The 20,500-nt window shown below is 71.4% G+C and carries 19 protein-coding genes and 1 pseudogene; 8 read left to right on the forward strand and 12 right to left on the reverse strand.

Annotation, left to right across the window (positions count from 1 at the left end; genetic code table 11):
- Positions 1 to 371: 371 nt before the first annotated feature.
- From WBA97_RS21850 to kdgD, 4 genes are read right to left on the reverse strand one after another with little or no spacing between them, the layout of a single operon-like run.
- Positions 372 to 1,268 carry a 2-hydroxyacid dehydrogenase gene (locus tag WBA97_RS21850; protein WP_424232747.1) on the reverse strand — a complete coding sequence of 299 codons (897 nt, stop codon included), beginning with the start codon at positions 1,266 to 1,268 and terminating at the stop codon, positions 372 to 374.
- Positions 1,265 to 2,587, reverse strand: coding sequence for an enolase C-terminal domain-like protein (locus WBA97_RS21855; protein WP_424232748.1), 1,323 nt, complete (start codon positions 2,585 to 2,587; stop codon positions 1,265 to 1,267). The genes WBA97_RS21850 and WBA97_RS21855 overlap by 4 nt, the downstream gene beginning before the upstream one ends.
- Positions 2,584 to 4,161 carry an aldehyde dehydrogenase (NADP(+)) gene (locus WBA97_RS21860; protein ID WP_424232749.1) on the reverse strand — a complete coding sequence of 526 codons (1,578 nt, stop codon included), beginning with the start codon at positions 4,159 to 4,161 and terminating at the stop codon, positions 2,584 to 2,586. The genes WBA97_RS21855 and WBA97_RS21860 overlap by 4 nt, the downstream gene beginning before the upstream one ends.
- Complete coding sequence (gene kdgD, locus WBA97_RS21865; RefSeq protein ID WP_424232750.1) at positions 4,158 to 5,072, reverse strand: 5-dehydro-4-deoxyglucarate dehydratase; 915 nt, start codon at positions 5,070 to 5,072, stop codon at positions 4,158 to 4,160. Before kdgD ends, WBA97_RS21860 begins: the two co-directional genes overlap by 4 nt.
- 69 nt (positions 5,073 to 5,141) lie before the next feature.
- Here kdgD and WBA97_RS21870 point away from each other — a divergent pair, with 69 nt between their 5' ends.
- The gene (locus tag WBA97_RS21870) at positions 5,142 to 6,032 is read left to right on the forward strand and encodes a LysR substrate-binding domain-containing protein (RefSeq protein WP_424232751.1); all 891 of its coding nucleotides are present in this window, start codon (positions 5,142 to 5,144) and stop codon (positions 6,030 to 6,032) included.
- Between the two features lie 65 nt (positions 6,033 to 6,097).
- Here WBA97_RS21870 and WBA97_RS21875 read toward each other — a convergent pair.
- Positions 6,098 to 7,072 (reverse strand): annotated as a pseudogene (locus tag WBA97_RS21875) (zinc-binding dehydrogenase).
- A gap of 50 nt (positions 7,073 to 7,122) precedes the next feature.
- Here WBA97_RS21875 and WBA97_RS21880 point away from each other — a divergent pair.
- Complete coding sequence (locus WBA97_RS21880; RefSeq protein WP_424232752.1) at positions 7,123 to 7,782, forward strand: TetR/AcrR family transcriptional regulator; 660 nt, start codon at positions 7,123 to 7,125, stop codon at positions 7,780 to 7,782.
- Positions 7,783 to 7,784: 2 nt separating this feature from the next.
- Here WBA97_RS21880 and WBA97_RS21885 read toward each other — a convergent pair whose 3' ends face one another.
- The 6 genes from WBA97_RS21885 to WBA97_RS21910 form a co-directional block, all read right to left on the reverse strand.
- The gene (locus WBA97_RS21885; RefSeq protein WP_424232753.1) at positions 7,785 to 8,678 is read right to left on the reverse strand and encodes a hypothetical protein; all 894 of its coding nucleotides are present in this window, start codon (positions 8,676 to 8,678) and stop codon (positions 7,785 to 7,787) included.
- Entirely contained in the window at positions 8,675 to 10,015 is a 1,341-nt protein-coding gene (locus tag WBA97_RS21890) for a hypothetical protein (protein ID WP_424232754.1), read from the reverse strand. Before WBA97_RS21890 ends, WBA97_RS21885 begins: the two co-directional genes overlap by 4 nt.
- Positions 10,012 to 10,311: a DUF6403 family protein gene (locus WBA97_RS21895; protein ID WP_424232755.1), complete on the reverse strand. Its 300-nt coding sequence runs from the start codon at positions 10,309 to 10,311 to the stop codon at positions 10,012 to 10,014. The genes WBA97_RS21890 and WBA97_RS21895 overlap by 4 nt, the downstream gene beginning before the upstream one ends.
- A 134-nt stretch (positions 10,312 to 10,445) precedes the next feature.
- Positions 10,446 to 11,717, reverse strand: coding sequence for a glucarate dehydratase family protein (locus tag WBA97_RS21900; protein ID WP_424232756.1), 1,272 nt, complete (start codon positions 11,715 to 11,717; stop codon positions 10,446 to 10,448).
- A gap of 159 nt (positions 11,718 to 11,876) precedes the next feature.
- Positions 11,877 to 12,329, reverse strand: coding sequence for an IclR family transcriptional regulator (locus WBA97_RS21905; RefSeq protein ID WP_424232757.1), 453 nt, complete (start codon positions 12,327 to 12,329; stop codon positions 11,877 to 11,879).
- Complete coding sequence (locus tag WBA97_RS21910; protein WP_424232758.1) at positions 12,308 to 12,691, reverse strand: helix-turn-helix domain-containing protein; 384 nt, start codon at positions 12,689 to 12,691, stop codon at positions 12,308 to 12,310. Before WBA97_RS21910 ends, WBA97_RS21905 begins: the two co-directional genes overlap by 22 nt.
- A 383-nt stretch (positions 12,692 to 13,074) precedes the next feature.
- Here WBA97_RS21910 and WBA97_RS21915 point away from each other — a divergent pair, with 383 nt between their 5' ends.
- From WBA97_RS21915 to WBA97_RS21940, 6 genes are read left to right on the forward strand one after another with little or no spacing between them, the layout of a single operon-like run.
- A complete protein-coding gene (locus WBA97_RS21915; RefSeq protein WP_424232759.1) occupies positions 13,075 to 14,889 on the forward strand; it encodes a BTAD domain-containing putative transcriptional regulator in 1,815 nt (604 codons plus the stop codon).
- Between the two features lie 36 nt (positions 14,890 to 14,925).
- Positions 14,926 to 15,375 carry a hydroxyphenylacetyl-CoA thioesterase PaaI gene (gene paaI, locus WBA97_RS21920; RefSeq protein WP_424232760.1) on the forward strand — a complete coding sequence of 150 codons (450 nt, stop codon included), beginning with the start codon at positions 14,926 to 14,928 and terminating at the stop codon, positions 15,373 to 15,375.
- Positions 15,372 to 16,397, forward strand: a complete 1,026-nt coding sequence (locus tag WBA97_RS21925; protein WP_424232761.1) for an ATP-grasp domain-containing protein — start codon at positions 15,372 to 15,374, stop codon at positions 16,395 to 16,397. Before paaI ends, WBA97_RS21925 begins: the two co-directional genes overlap by 4 nt.
- Complete coding sequence (locus WBA97_RS21930; protein WP_424232762.1) at positions 16,397 to 17,617, forward strand: phenylacetate--CoA ligase family protein; 1,221 nt, start codon at positions 16,397 to 16,399, stop codon at positions 17,615 to 17,617. Before WBA97_RS21925 ends, WBA97_RS21930 begins: the two co-directional genes overlap by 1 nt.
- Complete coding sequence (locus WBA97_RS21935; protein ID WP_424232763.1) at positions 17,614 to 18,891, forward strand: MFS transporter; 1,278 nt, start codon at positions 17,614 to 17,616, stop codon at positions 18,889 to 18,891. The genes WBA97_RS21930 and WBA97_RS21935 overlap by 4 nt, the downstream gene beginning before the upstream one ends.
- A complete protein-coding gene (locus tag WBA97_RS21940) occupies positions 18,888 to 19,745 on the forward strand; it encodes an SDR family NAD(P)-dependent oxidoreductase (protein WP_424232764.1) in 858 nt (285 codons plus the stop codon). Before WBA97_RS21935 ends, WBA97_RS21940 begins: the two co-directional genes overlap by 4 nt.
- A gap of 118 nt (positions 19,746 to 19,863) precedes the next feature.
- Here the strand turns inward: WBA97_RS21940 and WBA97_RS21945 are convergent, their stop codons facing one another.
- On the reverse strand, positions 19,864 to 20,466 hold the full coding sequence (locus tag WBA97_RS21945; RefSeq protein ID WP_424232765.1) for a TIGR03086 family metal-binding protein: 603 nt from the start codon (positions 20,464 to 20,466) through the stop codon (positions 19,864 to 19,866).
- Positions 20,467 to 20,500: the final 34 nt, after the last annotated feature.

Raw genomic sequence — 20,500 nt, forward strand, 5'->3', positions numbered from 1 at the left:
TCCTCCCGCAAACCGTCACCCACCCCCAACCCGAACGCACCCCCACCCCATCAACACCCCACACAAAACCCCGCGAGTCCACGGTTGGGAACCCGCGAGTCCACGGTTGAGAACCCGCGAGTCCACGGTTGAGGACCCGCGAGTCCACGGTTCGGGACCGCCGAACTGACGGTTCGCGCACATCGGGCTTGAGGCGAACCGCCGACGCAGCGGTCACGAAACGCCAACTCACAGGTCCCGAACCGAAGACTCGCGAGTTCCCAACCGTGGACTCGCGGGTTCCCAACCGTGGACTCGCGGGTCCTGAACCGTGGACTCGCGGGTTCTGGATCGTGGACTCGCGGGTTTCGCTGGGGGCGGGCTTGTGGGGGTTATGGCACTGGTGTGGTTAGTGTGCCGTTGGTTGTGAACTGGCGTAGGTTTTGGAATGCCAGGGCGCTCATTGCTTCTCGGGTCTCCGTCGTGGCGCTGGCGATGTGTGGCAGCAGCACGACGTTGTCCAGTCCCAGCAACGGTTGCGGCACGTTCGGCTCGTCGATGAACACGTCCAGCGCCGCACCGGCGATGCCGCCGTGCACCAGCGCGGCGACGAGCGCGGGTTCGTCGACGACGCTGCCGCGTGCGATGTTCACGAGGTAGCCCGCCGGGCCGAGCGCGGCCAGCACGTCCGCCGACACGAGTCCCGCGGTCGCCGGGCCACCCGACGTCGCCACCACCAGCACCTCGACCGCGGCCGCCAGCGCGGCCGGTGAGTCGTGGTAGGTGTACGGCACGCCGGGCACCCGGTGGCGCGAGTGGTAGCTCAACGACGCGTCGAAGCCGGTCAGCCGGTGGGCGATGGCGCGGCCGATGCGACCGAGGCCGAGGATGCCGACGTCGCGGCCGGAGACCTTGGTGGTGAGGGGGAACTGCCCGCGCCGCCATTCGCCGCGGCGGACGAACCGGTCCGATGCGGTGAGCCCGCGCAGCACGTCGATCATGCCGCCGACGGCGAGGTCGGCGACGCAGTCGGTCAGCACGTCGGGGGTATTGCTGACCACGATGCCACGCGACCGGGCGTACCCGACGTCGGTGGTCTCGTAGCCCACGCCGAAGTGGACGATCGCGCGCAGCGACGGCAGCGCGTCGATCTGGGCGTTCGTCACCCCGAACCGGGACGTCGTGATCGCGGCGACCACGTCGTCGGACGGCTCGTCCACGATCTGGTAGTTCGCCAGCAACCGCTCGTCCAGCGAGGGCGGCAGCGGGCACACCCGCAGCACGGTCACACGGTCTCCAACGCCGGTCGTTTCGGGTCGAACCGCCAGCCTGGCACCAGGTACCGCATGGCGACGGCGTCGTCCCGCGCGCCGAGCGCCTCCTTCTGGTACAGCTCGTGCGCGGCCGCCACCTGCTCGAGGTCGAGCGTCACACCGAGACCCGGCGCGTCGGGCACCGCGAGATGGCCATCGGTCAACGGGATCGGCGCGGTGGTGAGCCGCTGGCCGTCCTGCCAGATCCAGTGCGTGTCGATGGCGGTGATCTCGCCCGGCGCGGCCGCGGCGACGTGGGTGAACATCGCGAGCGACACGTCGAAGTGGTTGTTCGAGTGCGAACCCCACGTCAGGCCCCACGACTCGCACAACTGCGCCACCCGCACGGAGCCCCGCATGGTCCAGAAGTGCGGGTCGGCGAGCGGGATGTCGACGGCGGACTGCCGCACGGCATGGCCAAGCTGCCGCCAGTCGGTGGCCACCATGTTGGTCGCGGTCCGCAGACCGGTGGCGCGGCGGAACTCGGCGAGGGTCTCCCGCCCGGAGTAACCGTTCTCCGCACCACACGGGTCTTCCGCGTAGGCGAGCACATCACGCAGCGCACGGCCGTGGGTCACGGCGTCGTCGAGCAGCCAGCCGCCGTTCGGGTCGAGCGTCAGGTCGGCATCGGGGAAGCTCGCGGCGAGCGCCCGCATCACCTCGACCTCCTGCGCACCGGGCAGCACCCCGCCCTTGAGCTTGAAGTCGGTGAACCCGTAGCGGGCCCGCGCGGCCCGCGCCTGCGCGACGATCCCCTCGGGCCCGAGGGCCTCCCGGTCACGCACCCCGAACCAGTCGTCGCCCATGCCTGCCCGGTAACCAAGGTCGGTCTTCGTGCGGTCGCCGACGAAGAACAGGTACCCCAGCGCCCGCACCCGGTCGCGCTGCTGCCCGTCGCCCAGCAGCGCGGCCACCGGCACCTCGAGGTACTGGCCGAGCAGGTCCAGCAGCGCGGCCTCGATGGCCGTGCGGACGTGGACGGTGACCCGCAGGTCGAACGTCTGCTGCCCGCGCCCGGCCGCGTCCCGCGCCCCGAACCGCCGCGCCACCGAGGAAAGCACCGCGTTGTGGTCGCCGAGCCGCGCGCCGACGACGAGGTCGCGGGCCTCGGTGAGTGTGTCGGTGATCGCGGGCCCGCCGGGCACCTCGCCGACGCCGGTCCTGCCGTCGGTGTCGGTGAGCACCAGCAGGTTGCGGGTGAAGAACGGGCCGTGCGCGCCGCTCAGGTTGAGCAGCATGCTGTCCCGGCCTGCGACCGGGACGACCCGGAACCCACTGACGGCAGGTGGGGTCACTCCGCTGTCCCGTCCCGCAGCCTCGGCACACCGAGCGGGTTGTCCTCGCGCAGCTCGTCGGGCAGCAACGCGTCCGGCACGTTCTGGTACGACACCGGCCGCAGCCACCGCTCGATCGCGAGCGTGCCGACCGAGGTGGTGGCCGGGTTGGACGTGGCGGGGAACGGGCCGCCGTGGACGACCGCGTGCCCGACCTCGACGCCGGTGGGCCAGCCGCCGAACAGCACGCGGCCTGCCAGCAGCTCCAGGCGTGGCAGCAGTGCGGCGGCGGTCTCCTGGTCACTGCCCGCGGCGTGCACGGTCGCGGTGAGCTGGCCATCGAGGGTGTCGAGGATCCGCTCCAGCTGCGCGAGGTCGGCCACCCGCACGACCAGCGACGCGGCGCCGAACACCTCGTCCTGCAGCGCGTGGTCGGCGAGGAACGTGTCGCCGTCGGTGGCGAACAGCCGCGCCTGCCCGCAGGCGCGGATCGTGGCGTCGACGGCACCCTCAGCCACCTCGGTGACACCGGCGGCGCCCGCCAGCCGATCCACTCCGTCCACATAGGACTGCTGGATGTTCGTGTTCAGCATGGCCGCGCCCGGTGCGGCGGCCACCGCGGCACCCGCGGCGGTGATGAAGTCGTCCGCGTCGCCGAGCGCGAACACCAGACCGGGGTTGGTGCACAGCTGCCCCGCGGACGTGGTCAGCGAGGTGACGAACTCGGTGCCGAGCGCGGCACCGGACTCGGCGAGCACGCCGGGCAGCAGGATCACCGGGTTCACCGACGACATCTCGGCGTACACCGGGATCGGCACCGGCCGGGACGCCGAGGCCGCGACCAGCGCGAGCCCGCCGGACCGGGAGCCGGTGAACCCGACCGCCGCGATCCTGGGGTGCTTGACCAGCGCGGTGCCCAGGGTCCGGCCGTCGCCGAACAGCAGCGAGAACGTGCCCTCCGGCAGCCCGTGCTCGGCCACCGCGGCCTGGATCGCCCTGCCAACCAGCTCGGACGTGCCGGGATGCGCGCTGTGCGCCTTCACGACCACCGGTGCGCCAGCGGCCAGCGCGGACGCCGTGTCGCCACCCGCCACCGAGAACGCGAGCGGGAAGTTGCTGGCCGAGAACACCGCGACTGGGCCGAGCGGGACCTTGCGCTGGCGCAGGTCAGGCTTGGGCAGCGGGGTGCGGTCTGGGTCCGGGGTGTCGAGACGCGCGCCGAGCCAGCGGCCGTCGGCCACCACCGACGCGAACAGCCGCAGCTGGTTGCAGGTGCGGGCCAGCTCGCCTCGCACCCGGGGGCCGGGGATGCCGGTCTCGGCGACCACTCGGTCGACGAGGGTGTCGCCGAGCGCGTCGATGTTGTCGGCGACCGTGGTCATGAACGCCGAGCGGCTCTTCAGTGAGGTGGCGCGGTACGCCGGGAACGCCTGCCAGGCCAGGGCGACAGCACGGTCCACGTCGGCCGGGTCGCCGAGCCCGTAGGATGGTTCGAGCGCTTCGCCGGTCGCCGGGTTCACGCCCCGGACCTCACCCGCGCTCCCCCGCACGTCGTCGGCGCCGATCAGCATCGAACCGGTCAGGGCCACTGTCATGAAAACTCCACCTTCTCAACGAGGGTCTTCAGCTCATCGAACTCGTCGGCCGTCAGGTCCGACAACGGGGGCCGCACCGGGCCCGCGTCGCGGCCGACGGCACGCAGCCCGGCTTTCACGATCGATACGGCGTACCCGGCCCGCCGGTCGCGAATCTCGATGTAGGGCAGTACGAACTCGTCCAGCTTGCGGTACACGGCCGCCGCGTCGCGGGCCCGCACGGCGGCGTAGAAGTCCAGTGCCCACCTCGGCGCGAAGTTGTAGATCGCCGACGAGTAGGTGGTGACACCCATCTCCAGGTACGGCAGCGCGTAGGTCTCGGCGGTCGGCAGGCCGCCGATCGACAGCAGCCGCTCCCCCAGCCGCGCGTGCACGCGAGTCATCAGGTCGACGTTGCCGACGCCGTCCTTGAAGCCGATCAGGTTCGGGCAGGCGTCGGCCAGCCGCGCGGTGGTGTCGTAGGTGAGCTTGCCGTTGGCGCGGTGGTAGACGATCACGCCGAGCGATGTCGCCGCGCACACCGCCTTGACGTGCTCGAACAGGCCTTCCTGCGGCGCCTCGGTGAGGTAGGGCGGCAGCAGGAGCAGCCCGGAGGCACCGGCGGCCTCGGCGTCGCGGGCCATGCCGGCGGCCTGCGACGTGCCGTACCCGGCCGGCGCGAGCACGGGGGTGTCGCCTGCCGCCGCGACCGCGGCCCGGACCACGGCGGCCACCTCGTCCGGGGTCAGCGAGAAGAACTCGCCGGTACCGCCCGCCGCGAACAGGCCGGCCGCCGGGAACGACGACTGCCACGCCACGTGCTCGCGGTAGGCGTCCTCGTCGAACGCGAGGTCCGCCGTGGCGTGCGTGACGGGGAACGACAGCAACCCGGTGCCAAGTGTGTCGCGCAGGGATTCCGGACTCAGCGTCATGCTCCGAGCGTATGACCAGATGCGATACCTGTCTAAGTCCAAGAGCGCATCTTGCGATACCTTTCCGACATGTCCTTCACCCTCGAGCAACTACGCGGGTTCGTCGCGGTGGCCGAGGAGGGCAACTTCGGCCGCGCCGCCGCGCGCCTGCGCATCACCCAGCCGCCACTGTCGCGGCAGGTGCAGAAGCTCGAGCGGGCACTCGAGGTGGAACTGCTGGTCAGGACGCCACGCGCGGTGCTGCTCACCCCGGCGGGCGAGGCATTCCTGCCCGAGGCGAGGCGCATGCTGAGCCTCGCGGCCGCCGCGCCGATCACCGCACGCAACGCCGCCCGCGGCACCTCGGGCACGCTGCGGATCGGGTTCACCGCGATCTCCGCGCTCACCGTGCTCGGCACGTGGATCCGCACGATCGCCCAGCACCTGCCGTCCGTTGAGCTGACGCTCACCGAGATGGTGTCCCGCGACCAGATCGACGCCCTGCTCGCGGGGGACATCCACGTCGGTCTCGCCCGCGGCGTGCCCGCGTCGGAGGTCCTGGAGACCAGACGCGTGCACGCCGAGAGCCTGATCCTCGCCTGCCCGCGCGGCCACGCACTCGCCGAGCTTGGCCGGCCGCCGTCGCTGGTCGACATCAGCAGCCACGACGTCGTCAACTACGCCCCCGTCGCCGCCCGCTACCTGCAGGAACTCGTCATCAGCTGCTTCCACGGCGCGGGTGTGGAACCCCGCTACGTCCAGCAGGTCGGGCAGGTACACAGCCTGCTCGCGCTCGTCGACGCGGGCGTCGGGGTCGGCCTCGTGCCCCGCTCGGCGGCCCGCCTCCGGCTGCCCAACCTCGCCTTCACCGAGATCGCCGGCCTGCGACCGGACATCGTCGAAACCCACTGCGTCTGGCGATCGGCCCACAACAATCCGGCGCTGGAGTCGCTCCTGCGGCTCACCGAGCCAGCCCCGTGACCATCTACAGGTGAAGACCGAACACGCATCTCTAGACACGCGGACTGTGCCGAAGGGGCGGCCCTTCATGGCATTGGGGCGCTTGTCGAGGGTGTGAGCACGAGCCTGCCGAACACCTCGCCGGCCGCCATCTTCTGGTGGGCCAGCACGGCCTGTTCCAAGGGCAGCACCTCGTCCACCACGACGCGCAGTTCTCCGCGCTCCGCGACGGCGAACAGCTCGGCGGTCACCGCGCGCCGGTCGGACTCGGGCACGGTGTCCGCGCTGAAGGTCGCGAACGACATCGACTTCCGGAACGCCGCGAACATCGCCTCGGCGAAGTCCGGGGGCGGGTGACCCGCGACCGCGCCGACCGCGACCATGCGACCGTTCGGGTTGAGCCTCGCGAAGAACGACGGCAGGTCCGCACCGGCCACGACGTCGATGATGACGTCGTAGCCCGCGAGACCTTCCTCGCCCGTGCGGTCCAGCACGTGGGTGGCGCCGAGCTCGCGCAGGCGATCGCCGCGCCACGCCGACGATGTCGTGACCGCCACCGCACTGGCGCCACCACGGACCGCGAGCTGGACGGTCATGATCCCGATGCCGCCTGCCGCGCCGCGCACCAGCACCGACTCGCCGGCAGTGAAGCAGGCATGGCGAAGGCCGAAGTGTGCCACCACGCCGGAACTGCCGAGCGTCACCGCGTCGACGGCCGACATGGTCGCGGGCAGGGGCACGAGCGACACGGCCGGAGCGATCGCCTGCTCGGCGTAGCCGCCGCCCAGACCGGCGAACGCCCACACGCGCTAACCCAGCCATGACGTGTCGACGCCGTCGCCCGTCGCGGCCACGGTGCCCGCGATCTCGCCGCCGAGGACGTGGCCTTCCCGGAAACCGTAGGCGGAGAGCACACCACTTCGGATCATGGCGTCGACGCCGCCGACGCCGATCGCCTCGGTGGTGATCAGCACCTGGCCCTCGGCTGGGCCAGGGTCCGGCAGGTCGACGACCGCGAGGCCCTCGGGACCGCCGAACGCTTGTATCGCAACGGCTCTCATGCCCGCCGACGCTAACGGACGCCCCCGTCCGGTTAGCTAAAGTGAGAGCGGTGACCGACCGATTGCCTCACACCCTGCGTTCCGACGCCCAGGACAACCGCGAACGCATCCTCGACGCGGCCCGCGCGGTGTTCGCCGCCGACGGTCTGCACGCGCCGATGCGGGAGATCGCCCGCAGGGCCGGGGTCGGCCCCGCCACCCTGTACCGCCGCTTCCCGACCAAGGAAATGCTGGTCACCGAGGCCTTCATGGACCAGATGTACGCGTGCCACGCCATCGTCGACGAGGGGCTCGCCGACCTGGATCCGTGGCGCGGCTTCTGCCTCGTGATCGAGAAGACCTGTGCACTGCACGCACGCAACCACGGCTTCACCTCGGCCTTCATGACGGCCTACCCCCACGCGATGGACTTCGCCGCGGCCCGCGAGTACACGCTGACCGCGATCGCCGCCCTGGCCCGCCGCGCCAAGGACACCGGCCGGCTGCGCCCCGACTTCGTCGTGGACGACCTGATCCTCATGCTCATGGCCAACGGCGGCATCCACGCCACCTCACCTGCCGCCAGGGTCGCGGCCTCGCAGCGCTTCGCCGCGCTCGCGATCCAGGCGTTCCGTGCCTCCTCGGACGCCTCGCCGCTGCCGCCGGTGCCCCGGCTGGCACCCGCGGTGTTGCTACCCGACACGGCCCAGCGGCCGAACCGGGTGCGGTGACGTCACTTCTTGCGGCGTCGGCTCGGTCCCGCCGCGAGTTCGCGGGCCCGGTCGCCCAGCGCCTCCACCTTGGGCCCCAGGCCCGGCTCCACCTCGCCGTCGGTGAGGCCCGAGGCCAGCTCCGCGTAGTCCGCGGCCAGCTGCCGGTACTCGCGCCGGAAGTCGCTGTCCGCACGTGGGTACCGGCCGTCGAGGTCGATGATCTGCTTGGCCAGCACGGCCGCCTTCGCGTTCAGGGAGCCGAGGGCGTCCCGCGCCGTGTCCCGTTCCGCGCGGTGACCGGCGGCTTGCCTGCCCGCGCGGCGGCCGGCGACGTACATCGTGACCGCGCCGCCGAGCACCGCGACGATCGCGGCCACCGCCACCAGGTACCTGGGCAGCGACGGGCTGATCGTCCTGGCCCCGTCCGGCACGGCACCGGCCTTGACCAGGCCGTCGTAGTTGACCGAGATCACCTTCAACGCCTCGAGCGGCCGGTCGTGGAACTGGTCGGCTCCGCCGGGGATCTGCGTCTCGGCGACGAACGCCTTGCCGAAGTTCTCGTCGTCATCGCCGGGGAACTGCGCACAGCCGTAGTGCTCGAACTCGTCATCCCCCGGACTGAGCAACAGCACGAGTGTCCCGTCGGCGGCACCGCTGGTGTCGTCACACGCCTCGCCGAGATCGGCACCACGCGGGAGGAACACCACCACCAGCCGACGGTTGCCGATGATCTTCTCGGCGGCGGCCTTGTCCACGTCGAGACCGGGCGCGACGTACACCGACGACGAGCGCACCTCCTTGGCGATGGGCCCGTCGAAGATCCCGGCGGTCCAGGTGGCCCAGCCGGCGAGCACGAGCAACGCGACCGCGGCGAGCCCGAACGGAGTGCCGAGGAACCTCGTCACGCGGCTCATGCGACACCACCCGCGAGGTAGTTGACCGGCCGGTAGTCGGCACGGCCGAGCTCCCGCGCCGCGGTGTCCAGTTCGGACTCCGCGCCGTCGAGCAGCCGCCGGACGTGCCTGCCGGGCAGGTTGTCGACCACCGACGCCCGTGCCTCCTCCAGTTTCGTGATCGCACGGACGAGCGCGGGATCGTGGGACAGCCCCGACATCTCGATGGCGAGCGTGGTGAGACCGGCGAGGCGGGCGGGTGCGGCGCGCGGCGGCCCACCGCGCGGACCGACGACCGAACGCACGGACAGCCCGAGGAACACGAGCACGCAGAACGCGAACAACCACGGCAGCGCGGGCAACGCGACCCGCAGCGGGTCGAACGGCTGATAGGGCAGCGGCCGGTCGAACAACCCGGCGTACCGGACGTCGGTGACCTTGTCGAGGTACACGCCGAGCGCGTTGGCCTGCGGATAGGCGTACGCGGCGAGCCGCTCCCCGAACCGGCTGTAGACACCGGCGGCGACGACCTCGGAGAACGACTCCGCGTCGGGACCGTGGTACTCGGCCCAGCTGCCGTACATGACGACGATCGGCGTGTCCGGGAACTCCCCGGCCAGCGCGGCGCCGTACTCGGGCACCGGCTGGCCGAACGGCTGCTGCGGGAACGCCGCGATCAGCGGCGACCTGTCCGGGAAGGCGGTGTCCGCCCGGTCCGGGATGGACTCGAGCGTGGCGCCCTGCGCGAGGTGGAGGCGGTCGGCACGCAGGTCGGCGACCACGGGTGCCAGCTCGGCGGCGGTCGGCGCGCGCCAGCGCAACAGGTCGATGTCGGGTGGTGTCCCGTCCTGGTCCCGTTCGCTGGCGATCAGGGCGATCAGGGGGCCGGTGACGTCGCCGGTGGCGAACTGCGCGCGCCAGCCCGCGTTGTCATCGGCGACGCCGCTGTACAGCGTGCCGCCGGTCTTGGTGCCGACGATCCGGATCGTGGCGTTCTCGACCTCGCGGAGCCGGTCCTGCTGCTGTTTGGTCAGGCCAGGCGGGGTGACGAGGATGCGGATGTCGGCGTCGCCGATCGCGTCGGTCACCAGCTTCTCGTCCCAGTGGGCGATCGAGCCGGGCAGCCGCACGACGCGGTCCCGTTCGAGCATGCCGGTCAGCTCGGCCACCGACGGCAGGTCGGTGTCGGTCAGCTCCCCCGCCGAGCCCTCGGTGACGGCGGCCTTGCCGGACGGTGACTGGGCGTAGCTGACGTCCACGGTCTGCCGCTGCGCGAACAGGAACACCACGATCATGACCACGGCGGCGGCGAGGAACGCCCACCGCAGCCGGTGCAGCCGCTGGATCACGCTCGTCATCGGGCGGCCTCCCGCCACAGCCGGTCGGCCCGTTCCGCGCAATCGACGGCTTCCTCGGCGGCGGCCACCCCACCCCCGGTCGCGGCGAGTAGTTCGGCACGCACGAACAGTTCTTCGGCCGCCGGCACGTCGCCGGGTGCCGCGTCACGGCTGACGGCGGCACCGGCGATGGCGGCCCGTGCGGTCGACCACGCGGTGCGCCGCAGCAGTGACCGCGACCGCGCCCTGGGCAGGTAGACGGCGCCGTACCCGGCCACCACGAGCAGCACCCCGCCCACTGTCCATAACCAGATCACGTGCGCGATTGTGCATGACGACGGTCAGTGTCCCGCATGGACCACGTCGGTGAGGATGCAACGGTCAGCACCACGTCCGATGTGGACGACCGTTCGTCCGGCCCGGACTCACCGCCCTCGGGAGACCGTGATGTTCACCACCGTGGCGGCGTCGGGTCGAAGTCCGGGTGGGTGCGGCGGTAGTAGCCGGTGTCGTCGCGCTCGGTGATGCCGCACGCGAGGTACTGCTCGTGGAGCCGGGCGAGGGCGTCCCGGTCGAGCTCGACGCCGAGGCCGGGCCCGGTCGGCACGGGCACGGCACCGTTCTCGAACCGCAGCGCACCGGGCACGACCACGTCGTCCTCGGCGGCCTTCCACGGCCAGTGCGTGTCACAGGCGTAGGTGAGGTTGGGGGTCGCGGCGGCGAGGTGGGTCATGGCGGCGAGGCTGATGCCGAGGTGCGAGTTGGAGTGCATCGACAGCGACAGCCCGAACGTGTCGCACGTGCTCGCGAGTGACTGGGAGCGGCGCAGGCCACCCCAGAAGTGGTGGTCGGAGAGGATCACCCGCACGGCGCCCTCCTCGACCGCGGGCCGCAGGTGGTCGAACGCGACGACGCACATGTTGGTGGCGAGCGGCATCGGCGACTCGCGGGCGACACTGGCCATGCCGGAGATGCCGGTGGTCGGGTCCTCCAGGTACTCGAGCGCGCCGTCCAGCTCCCGGGCGACCGTGATCGAGGTGCGCACGCTCCATGCGGCGTTCGGGTCGAGCCGCAGTGGGTGGCCGGGGAACTCCCTGGCCAGGACCTGGACCGCGGCGATCTCCTCCTCGGGCGGGAACACGCCGCCCTTGACCTTGATCGCGGTGAACCCGTACTCGCCGACCATCCGCCGGGCCTGGGCGACGAGCTGGTCCGGGTCGAGCGCGGCGCCCCACTCGTCGGGTTCCGCGCCGGGATGGCCCGCCCACTTGTAGAAGAGGTAGGCGCTGTAGTCGACGCGGTCGCGGACGGCGCCGCCGAGCAGGTCGCTCACCGGCCTGCCGATCACCTTGCCCTGGATGTCGAGGCAGGCCACCTCGAACGGTGACAGCACACGGTCGGCGGTGCTGCTGCCGGTGACCATGCCGCTCATGCCGTGGCCGCCCGCCCCGCTGTCGCCACTGCTCGCGAGGCTCTCGCGGACCCGGCGGGCGATCTCCTGGGTGTGCCAGACGTCGGCGCCGGTCAGCCCGGCCGCCGCGGTCCGCAGGCGGGCGAGGTGCTGGGCGTCGCCGTAGCTCTCGCCAAGGCCGGAGACCCCGGAGTCGGTCACGACCTCGACGATGGCCCGCAGTGCGTACGGCGCGTGCACGCCGACCGTGGTGAGCAGCGGCGGATCCCGGAACGCGACCGGCGTGATGTGCACGTCCTGAACTCGATGCACTAGTCCTCCCCGGAATTTCACAGTGTTGGTCCCGACCCGGCGCATCCTCGGACCGCAGTGGTTGGTGGCTGGGTGCCTTCACGTTCCCCTGAGGTCTCTGTTGGTCAGGCCCAGACCCTCGCATAAAGATCCATCGGACAGGCATGAGCCTCCTCGCGGTCAGTGTTCGCCAAGGTGGTCCAGTTCGACCGCCATGGCTTCCTGCTCGATCTGGTCGCGGGCTCGCTTCAGCGTGGTGACGATGTCGTTCTCGCGCGCCGGGGTCAGCCGCGCGAGGGGCACGGAGCAACTGATCGCGTCGCCCGCCGCTTCCGAGTAGCGGAGCGGGACGGCGAAGCACCGCACGCCCTCGGTGTTCTCCTCGCGGTCGACCGAGTGGCCATCCTCGCGGGCCCTGGCGAGGTCGGCGGTCAGCGCGGCGCGGTCGGTGATCGTGTGCTCGGTGAGCGGCGTCAGCTCGGCGGGGAGGTGCTCGTGCAGGTCCGCACCGTCGAGCTCGGCGAGCAGCGCCTTGCCCAGCGCGGTCGAGTAGGCGGGCAGCCTGCGCCCGACGCGGCTGTGCGCACGCAGGTACTGGCCGGACTCGCGGGTCACCAGGTACACCACGTCCACCCGGAGAGCCTGCCGAGGTGGAAGGTCTCGTCGAGCTGCTCCCCCAGCCGGTCCAGCGCGGACTTCGCGATCCGCACGTAGGGATCGGTGTCGAGATAGGTGGTGCCCGCGAGCAGCGCGCGGATGCCGATCCCGTACAGCGTGCCGGACGCGTCGGTGCGCACCCAGCCGTACTTCGTCAGCGTGCGGAGAACCGCGTAGCAACTGCTGCGCGGCATGCCGAGCGCCTCGCTCAGCTCACGAAGGCGGGCAGGCCGGTTGCGACGGGCGGCCAGCAGCTCCAGCAGCTCCAGCGTGCGCGCCGCGGACTTGACCTCCCGCACGCCGCCTGCCCGCACCCCGGTCTCGTCCGGTGCAGCCATCGACCCCTCCCAGCGGAGACCTCCACCTGTGAGGCCACGCTACTTGGTCGGCGGCGCGGCCGACCGGCCCGACCGATCCGCCTGCCGCGTGGCGACTGCCGATCCGCGCTGCGCCGAACGGAAGCACCTGCCCGCGCGAGTTGCCTACCAGGACGCCGAATGGTCATGTCCGCGCGCACGAGCCATTACGATCGGTTTCCGAACGGTAAATGCTAACGTGCCTATGCTTACCCGATCCGAACCGATACACAAACTCACGACAAATTTTCTTGCCAATCACGTATGGGACTCGGACAGATATCCGTCCCATAACTCCCCTTGTTCCCGATAGTTCGCTCCTGTTGTCTGCGACGGCCGCGAATACGGATCAGAGGAGCATCGGGTTGCTGGAGGTCGACTTACTCGGACCGGTCGAGGTCCGAGTGTCCGGCGTGGACGTCGCACTGTCTCCCTTGGAGCGCAACCTGTTGACGTTGCTCGCCCTCACGCAGGGCATCGCGCTCTCGACCGAACGGATCATCGACCAACTGTGGGGCGATCGACTCCCGGCCTCCCCACGCTCACGGGTGCAAGGGCTGATCTCGTCGCTGCGCAGGAAAATCGGCGACGTCCTGGTCACCCGTCACCCGGGTTATCTGCTGGACCGCACACAGCTGGAAGTCGACGTCGAGAAATGTGAAAGATTCGCATTTCAGGCATCCACGGCCGGCAGTACGAACGAGGCGGCGGAACTGCTGCGGCGCGCGCTCGCGGTGTGGCGCGGCGAGCCGCTCGACGGGGTCACCGCACCAGGCGCGGACGCCGACCGCACCCGGTTCGCGGAGCTGCGCGTCGGGCTGCTCGAGGCCCGCTTCGACGCCGAGCTGGAGCTCGGACGGCACATCGACGTGGTCGCCGAGCTGGCGGCCGCGGTCGCCGAGCACCCGCTGCGGGAACGGCTCGCGGGCCAGCACATGACCGCCCTGTACCGGGCGAGCCGCCGGGCCGACGCGCTCCACGCCTACCAGGCGCTGCGGGAACGGCTCGCCGACGAGCTGGGCAGCGACCCCTGCCACGACCTGCGGGCACTGCACGCGTCGATCCTGCGTGGCGGGGATGCCGCGCCGGCGCGGGAGGGCACCGACCCGGCGCCAGGCGGGCGCAAGGCGCGGCGCCGCAAGCACGCACCCGCGCAGCTGCCGCCGGGCGTCGGGCACTTCACCGGCCGCGACGCCGAGCTGCGCGCACTGACCGAGGCCATCGCCGAGCAGGCCGACGAGCCACGGGTGGCGGTGGTCACCTCGGCCGCCGGGCTCGGCAAGACCGCGCTCGTCGTGCGCTGGGCACATTCGGTCGCCGACCGGTTCCCCGACGGTCAGGTGTTCCTCGACCTGCGTGGCCACGACTCCCGGCAGGCGCTGTCGCCGGAGGCCGCGCTCACCGGTGTGCTCGCCGCGCTCGGCACCAGCCAGAAGAAGATGCCGACGGCACTGCCCGACCTGCTCGCCGCCTACCGCACCGTGCTCAACGGCAGGCGGGTGCTGATCGTCGCCGACAACGCGGGTTCCGTCACGCAGGTCGCGGCGCTCGTGCCACCAACCTCGGGCAGCCAGCTGGTCGTGACCGGGCGGCGGCGCCTGCCTGGGCTGTCCACACAGCACGCCGTGCGGGAGCTGACCGTCGAGCCGCTCCCCCGCGACGCGGCCCGTGACCTGCTGCGGCGGATCCTCGGCCAGGACCGGCTCCGAGACCCGGCACTCGACGACGTGCTGCGCTGGTGCGGCGGCTGGCCGCTCGCGCTGCGGCACGTGGCCGCGAAGCTCGCGGCCAGGCCCGGCCAGCCCGTCGCGTCGTTCCTGGAGGAGCTGCACGCGGTGACTGGGCTGGTGGTCGACGGCGACACCCGAAGTGTCCACAGTGTACTGACCGACACACTGCGGTGCGTCAGCCCGGCCGCGGCGCGGCTGTTCGGCCGGCTGCGCCGGGTCAGCGACGGGGTGACGCTCGCGATGGCCGCCGCCACCGCCGACGCGCCCGCCCACGAGGCCCGTGTCCTGCTCGACGAGCTGGTCGCCACGCACCTGCTGGTCGAGGACCGGTCCGGCTGGTTCCGCTGCCACGACGTGGTGCGCCGGTTCGCGACCGAGCCCATGCCCGACGTCCGCGAGCTCATCACCGGCCCGGCGCGGCGTCCTGTGGTGGATTCCCAGCGGATCTGAAGCGCGTTCGCAGCGGGCGCGGCCAGCATTCCGCGCATGACCACGACCGCGACAACGACTGAGGCTGCCGAGATCCGCGCGAGCGCGCTGTACGACGCCGACCGCGCGTGCCACGCGCTCGGCATCCGCCTCGACGACGTCGCACCCGGCCGCGCGACGGTGCGGATGACGGTGGCCGCCACGATGGTCAACGGGCTGGGCACCGGCCACGGCGGCTACCTGTTCCTGCTCGCGGACGCGGCGTTCTCGTTCGCGTGCAACACCTATGAGCCGGTCGCGGTCGCGCAGGGCGCGCAGGTGACCTTCCTCCAGCCGGTCGCCGAGGGCGACGAACTGGTGGCCGAGGCCACCGAGCGGACGCGGCGCGGTCTGTCCGGCATCTACGACGTCACCATCCACCGGGACGGCGACGTGGTCGCCGAGTTCCGCGGCCACAGCGTCCTGCTGCCCGGCAGGACCAGGCCGGCAGGCAAGGAGATCGCATGACCGCCGTGAGCGAGCGGCCCGCCGACGTCCACAGTGGACAATCCGGGCTGCGCACCATGTACTGGGTGTTCCCCGACCGGGAGTCCACCCGCAGGCGTGCGATGTGGGGGGCAGCGTTCTGGGACGCCTACGCCTCGGTCGCCGAGGAGCTCGGCATGCGCTGGGTACCCACGCCACCCGACGCGATCGCCGTCGACGGCAGCGATCTCGCCGATCCCAAGGTCTACGTGCACGGTGAGCTCGCCACCCCGGCGGACTCGCTGTTCGTGACCGTGCCCTACACGCTGCCGTACCAGTCCGCCGACGTCTTCGGCCAGTTCGCGATCTACGCGGTACTCGAGCAGTGCGGCTTCTACCTGCCAGCGCCGCCGAAGTGGGCCGCGATGAACAACGACAAGCTCGCGACCGTGCTGTTCCTGCGGGACTCGCCGGTGCCGCCGATCCCGAGCGTGCGCATCGCCACCGGCCCCGACCTCGGCTCCCGGCTCTACGAGCCCGCGCTCGCCGGCGTCACCTACCCCGCGATCCTCAAGCCGGTCGGCTGGTGCTCCGGCTGGGGCGTCTGCCTCGCCCGCACCGAGGAGGACCTGCGCAACCTGCTGAGCCTCGCGCAGGGCGGCGACACTCCCGTTGTCGTGCAGCCCTACCTCGGCGAGAACCTCGTCGACTACCGCGTGGCCGTCGTCGACGGCCTGCCGCACACCGTGGTGCGCCGCACCCCCAAGGCGGGGTCGCTGACCGCGAACTACGGCACCGGCAACTATGCGTTCGGGACGCTGCCCGATGAACTGACCGGTGCGGTCGCGCACTTCGCCGAGCGCATGCCGGTGCCCTACTTCTGCATCGACTTCCTGTTCGACGGCGAACGGTACTGGTTCTCCGAGATCGAGCTTGACGGCGCGATCGCCTGCCCCGACCCGTCGGATCCCGAGGCCGTGCGCGGACAACGGGAAATCGTCGCGGCGCGGTTTCGCGCCTACCGGACGGCACACGCCGCACACCTGCTGGAGGTCAGCGCCTGATGTCCGAGCACTACACCACTCTGTCCACTGTGGACGGCGAGCACCTGGCGACGGTGCGGCGGCTGCTCGCCGACGTCCGGTCGGTGCCTGCGCTCAGTGAGCGCTACGCCCACCTCGACACGATCACCGACGTGGCCGACCTCGCGAAGGTGCCGGTCATGCTGAAGGACGACCTGCAGGCCGCGCTGAGACACCTGAAGCCACGGGCGACCACGGGCACCACGTGGGTGTTCCAGAGCGGTGGCAGCACCGGCTCCCCCATGGTCGGCTACGCGCCGACCGGCCTGTACATGCGGGAGGTGCACGAGCACTGGGGCGCGCTCGACGCGGACGACGTGGTCGTGAACGCGTGGAGCGCTGGCAAGATGTGGGGCGCGCACTACCTGGTCAACGAGCTGGTCGACCTGGCGGGCTGCGTCGCGATGTCGCTCGGCGCCATCATGAAGGAGGAGTACAGCGCCTGGTTCGACTTCTTCGCCGAGCGCGGGGTGACCGCGATCGGCGGCACGCCGAGCGTGCTGCGGCTGCTGTTCGCGCACGCCCGCGAGCACGGCCACCGGCTGCCGTCGCTGCGCAAGGTGCTGTTCCTCGGCGAGGCGTGGGACTCCCGTCTCGACGAGGACATCGCCGAGGTGGCGCAGGACGCGCGGCGGTGGGGCATGTTCGGCAGCACCGAGACGTGGGTGATGGCCACCAACACGCCGGACTGCGCGGCCGACGTCTGGCACCTGATGCCATCGCAGCTGGTGCACTTCGGCGAGGACGAGCTGATGGACTTCACGTCGCTCAAGCCCGACGGCCTCAACCCGGTGCTGCGGTACCGCACCGGCGACGCGGGCCGGGTCGTGCCGTGCCCGTGCGGCACGGACGGCCTCCAGGTGCTCGGCCGCCGCGACGGGCTCGTGAAGTTCCGAGGCCACCTCGTGAACGTGGCCGACCTGATCGCGCAGGTGTCCGATGTGGACGGTGTGCAGCGGGCACAGCTGGTCGTGCACACCTACGCCGACCGCGGTGCGGTGCTCGAGGTGCTGCTGCTGGCCGCACGCGACATGGCCGATGTCGCTGACCGGGTACGGGAGCACATCGTGGCGTCCGCGTTCGGGCCGAGCATCGTGTTCCAGCGGGTGCCGGAGTCGCTGCGGGTCACCGTCGCCGACGCGTTGATCAGCAACGACCGGACCGGCAAGACCGCGAACCTCGTGACGCGGCAGCACTCGTGAGCGGATCGAACCAACCGGCGACGGGCGAGCGCGCGCCGTCGCTCGGCAGGCAGTTCAACCTCCTGTGGGCCGGGCAGTCGGTGTCCAACATCGGCGACCGGATCACGCTGCTGGTCATCCCCACGCTGATGATCTTCGCGCTGGACGCGTCCGCGTTCGAGGTCGGGCTCGTCAGCATGGCGCAGTACCTGGCGATTCCGGTGCTCGCGCTGGTCGCGGGCGGGCTGGTCGACCGGTGGGACCTGCGAGCGCTGCTGATCACGTGCGACCTGGTCCGGTTCGGCGCGATCGCGCTGGTGCCGGTGGCGTACTGGGCGGGGTTCCTGACGATCCCCCTGCTGTTCTGCTGTGTGGTGGTGGTGAGCGCGTCGACCGTGTTCTTCACGACCGGCTACATCCCGGCCGTCACCGCGATCGTGCCGAAGGCCGATCTCGTGCGGGCCAACTCGCGGCTGGAGGCGAGCAGGACCACCGCGGAGCTGGGGGGCCCCGCGCTCGCCGGCTGGCTGTACAACGCGTTCGGCGCGGCGTCGTTGCTGGTGGACGCGGCGACGTACCTGTTCTCGGCGGCGTGCCTGAAGGTGATGCGGCCGTGCGGCGGCCGGGGCGGCAGCGGCGCGACGCTGTGGTCGCGGCTCGCGGTCGGGATCCGGGCGAACCTGCGGCACCCGGTGCTGCGCAAGTCGACCGCGGGCACGCTGCTCGCGAACATCGGCGGCCCGATCTTCGTGACGCAGCTGCCGGTGCTGGCCTACCAGGGACTGCACCTGTCGGCGGGCACGTACGGCACGGTCATGTCGGTGGCGGCGGTCGGGTCGGTCGTCGGCGCGGTGCTCGCGCCGAGGGTCAGCAGGCGGTTCGGCACCGGCCGCGTCCTGGCGTGGGCGATGGTGCTGCACTCGGCGTCCGGGCTCGGGGTACTGTTCACGACCTCGGCTCCCGCCCCGGTGGTACTGGCACTGACGATGGCGTCGTACGGGTGGTTCTTCGCCTGGTACAACATCTGCAGCTCGGCCGTGCGCCAGGAGCACATGCCGGTCGCGGACCAGGCGGTGATCACCGGGGCGTACCGGACGGTCACGTGGGGCGTCATCCCGGTCAGCGTCTTCGTCGGCGGCGCCGTCGTGTCGCTGCTGGCGCGGAGCATGGACATCAGGACCGCGGCCACCGTCACGATGGTGTGCGCCACGGTCATCGGCATCAGCTCGTACATCCCGCTGCGGTCGATGCAGTCGTTGTTGGAGCGGTCACGGACAGAGGAGTTGGTGGCATGACGCGGGTCGTCCTGGTCACGGGCGCGTCGTCGGGCATCGGCCTCGCGACGGCGATCGCCGCGGCGAAGGCGGGTTTCACGACGGTGGGCACGGTCCGCTCCGGCGGCGCGAAGCTGCTCGCCGCCGCGGCCGCGGCCAGGGTCTCGATCGACGTGCGGCAGCTGGAGCTGACGTCACAGACGTCCATCGAGTCCTGTGTGGACGATGTGGTGCACACACACGGCCGCCTCGACGCGCTGGTGAACAACGCGGGCATCGCGAACTCGAGCCCGACACTCGAACTGTCCACGATGGACCTGCTGCGCAGGCAGCTGGAGGTGAACTTCTTCGGCGTGGTCGCGACCAGCAGGGCCGCCATGCCCCACCTGCGCTCCACCCGGGGGCGGCTCCTGACGGTGAGCAGCGTGCGCGGCGTGCTGGGCCAGCCGTTCAACGAGGCGTACTCGGCGGCGAAGTTCGCGGTGGAGGGCTTCATGGAGGCGCTCGCCCCGGTGGCCGCGTCGGTGGGCGTTACGGTGTCGCTGATCGAACCGGCGGCGGTGCTCGACACGTCGTTCGTGGCCAGCTCCACGCTGGACCCGGCCCAGGTGCTGGCGTCGTCCGGCCCGTACGAGGCGGCCTTCCGCGCGTACCGGTCGTGGGTCGCCTCCGGCGCGGTCGAGGGCGCGCAGACGTCCTCGGAGGTGGCGTCGGTCATCGTGGAAGCACTGAACTGCGAGGACCCCGCACTCCGCATCCCGACCAGCGACTACGCCCGCGGGTACCTGTCACGCAAGCTGCGCGACCCGTCTGGCCGCGACCTGCTGGCCATGACCCGCGGCTGGATCACCCCGGCGGAACCCGCACTGCGCTGACCCGTGGATCTTTGTGCGAGGGTCTGGGCCTGACCAACAGAGACCTCAGGGGAACGTGACGGCACCCAGCCACCAACCACCCACGATCCGAGGATGCGCTGGGTCGAGACCAACGCTGTTAAATCCGGGGAGGCGGACTAGTGTCTCGGCCCAGGAAGGCCAGCAGGTGGGCCAGTGGGGTGGCCTCCCCCGACACCTTGACCGGCGGCTGGAAGCCCGCGCCGGGTCGGCGACGGCGTTCGCCGTCCGGGACGTCGCGGTCCGCGATCTCCTGGGCGGCCGCCACCAGGTCGTCCTCCAGTGCGACCGTCCTGCCGAGCGACGCGGCCACGTCCCACGTGTGCACGACGTAGTCGAGCAGGTGGAACCCGATCGCCTGCGTGGCGGGGAAGCGGAACGTCTCGTTGATGTTCGGCAGCCAGAACTCCGGTGCCGGGTCCGCGAACGCCGTGACCACCTCGTCGGCCGACATCGCGTAGTCGCGGCGCGGGTCGTCGCTGAACGGGCGGTCGGTCCACGCGTCGCGGGAGGTCGTCTCGCCGAGGGCGGCGGCCGCGAAGCCGCGGTTCTCGGTGGTCATGTGGGTCAGCAGGTCGCGGATCGTCCAGTCGGCGCACGGTGTGGGGGCATCCCACTGGTCGTCGCCGATCAGTGAAACAACCACCACGCTGTGCCGCATCGCGCGGCCGTGCAGTTCCAGCACCGGGGCATCCTCCGTCATGACGGCAGCCGCCCTCGAACGTTCGGGGGCGGCT

The sequence above is a fragment of the Actinophytocola sp. genome, from assembly GCF_049647105.1.
Lineage (GTDB): Bacteria > Actinomycetota > Actinomycetes > Mycobacteriales > Pseudonocardiaceae > Actinophytocola.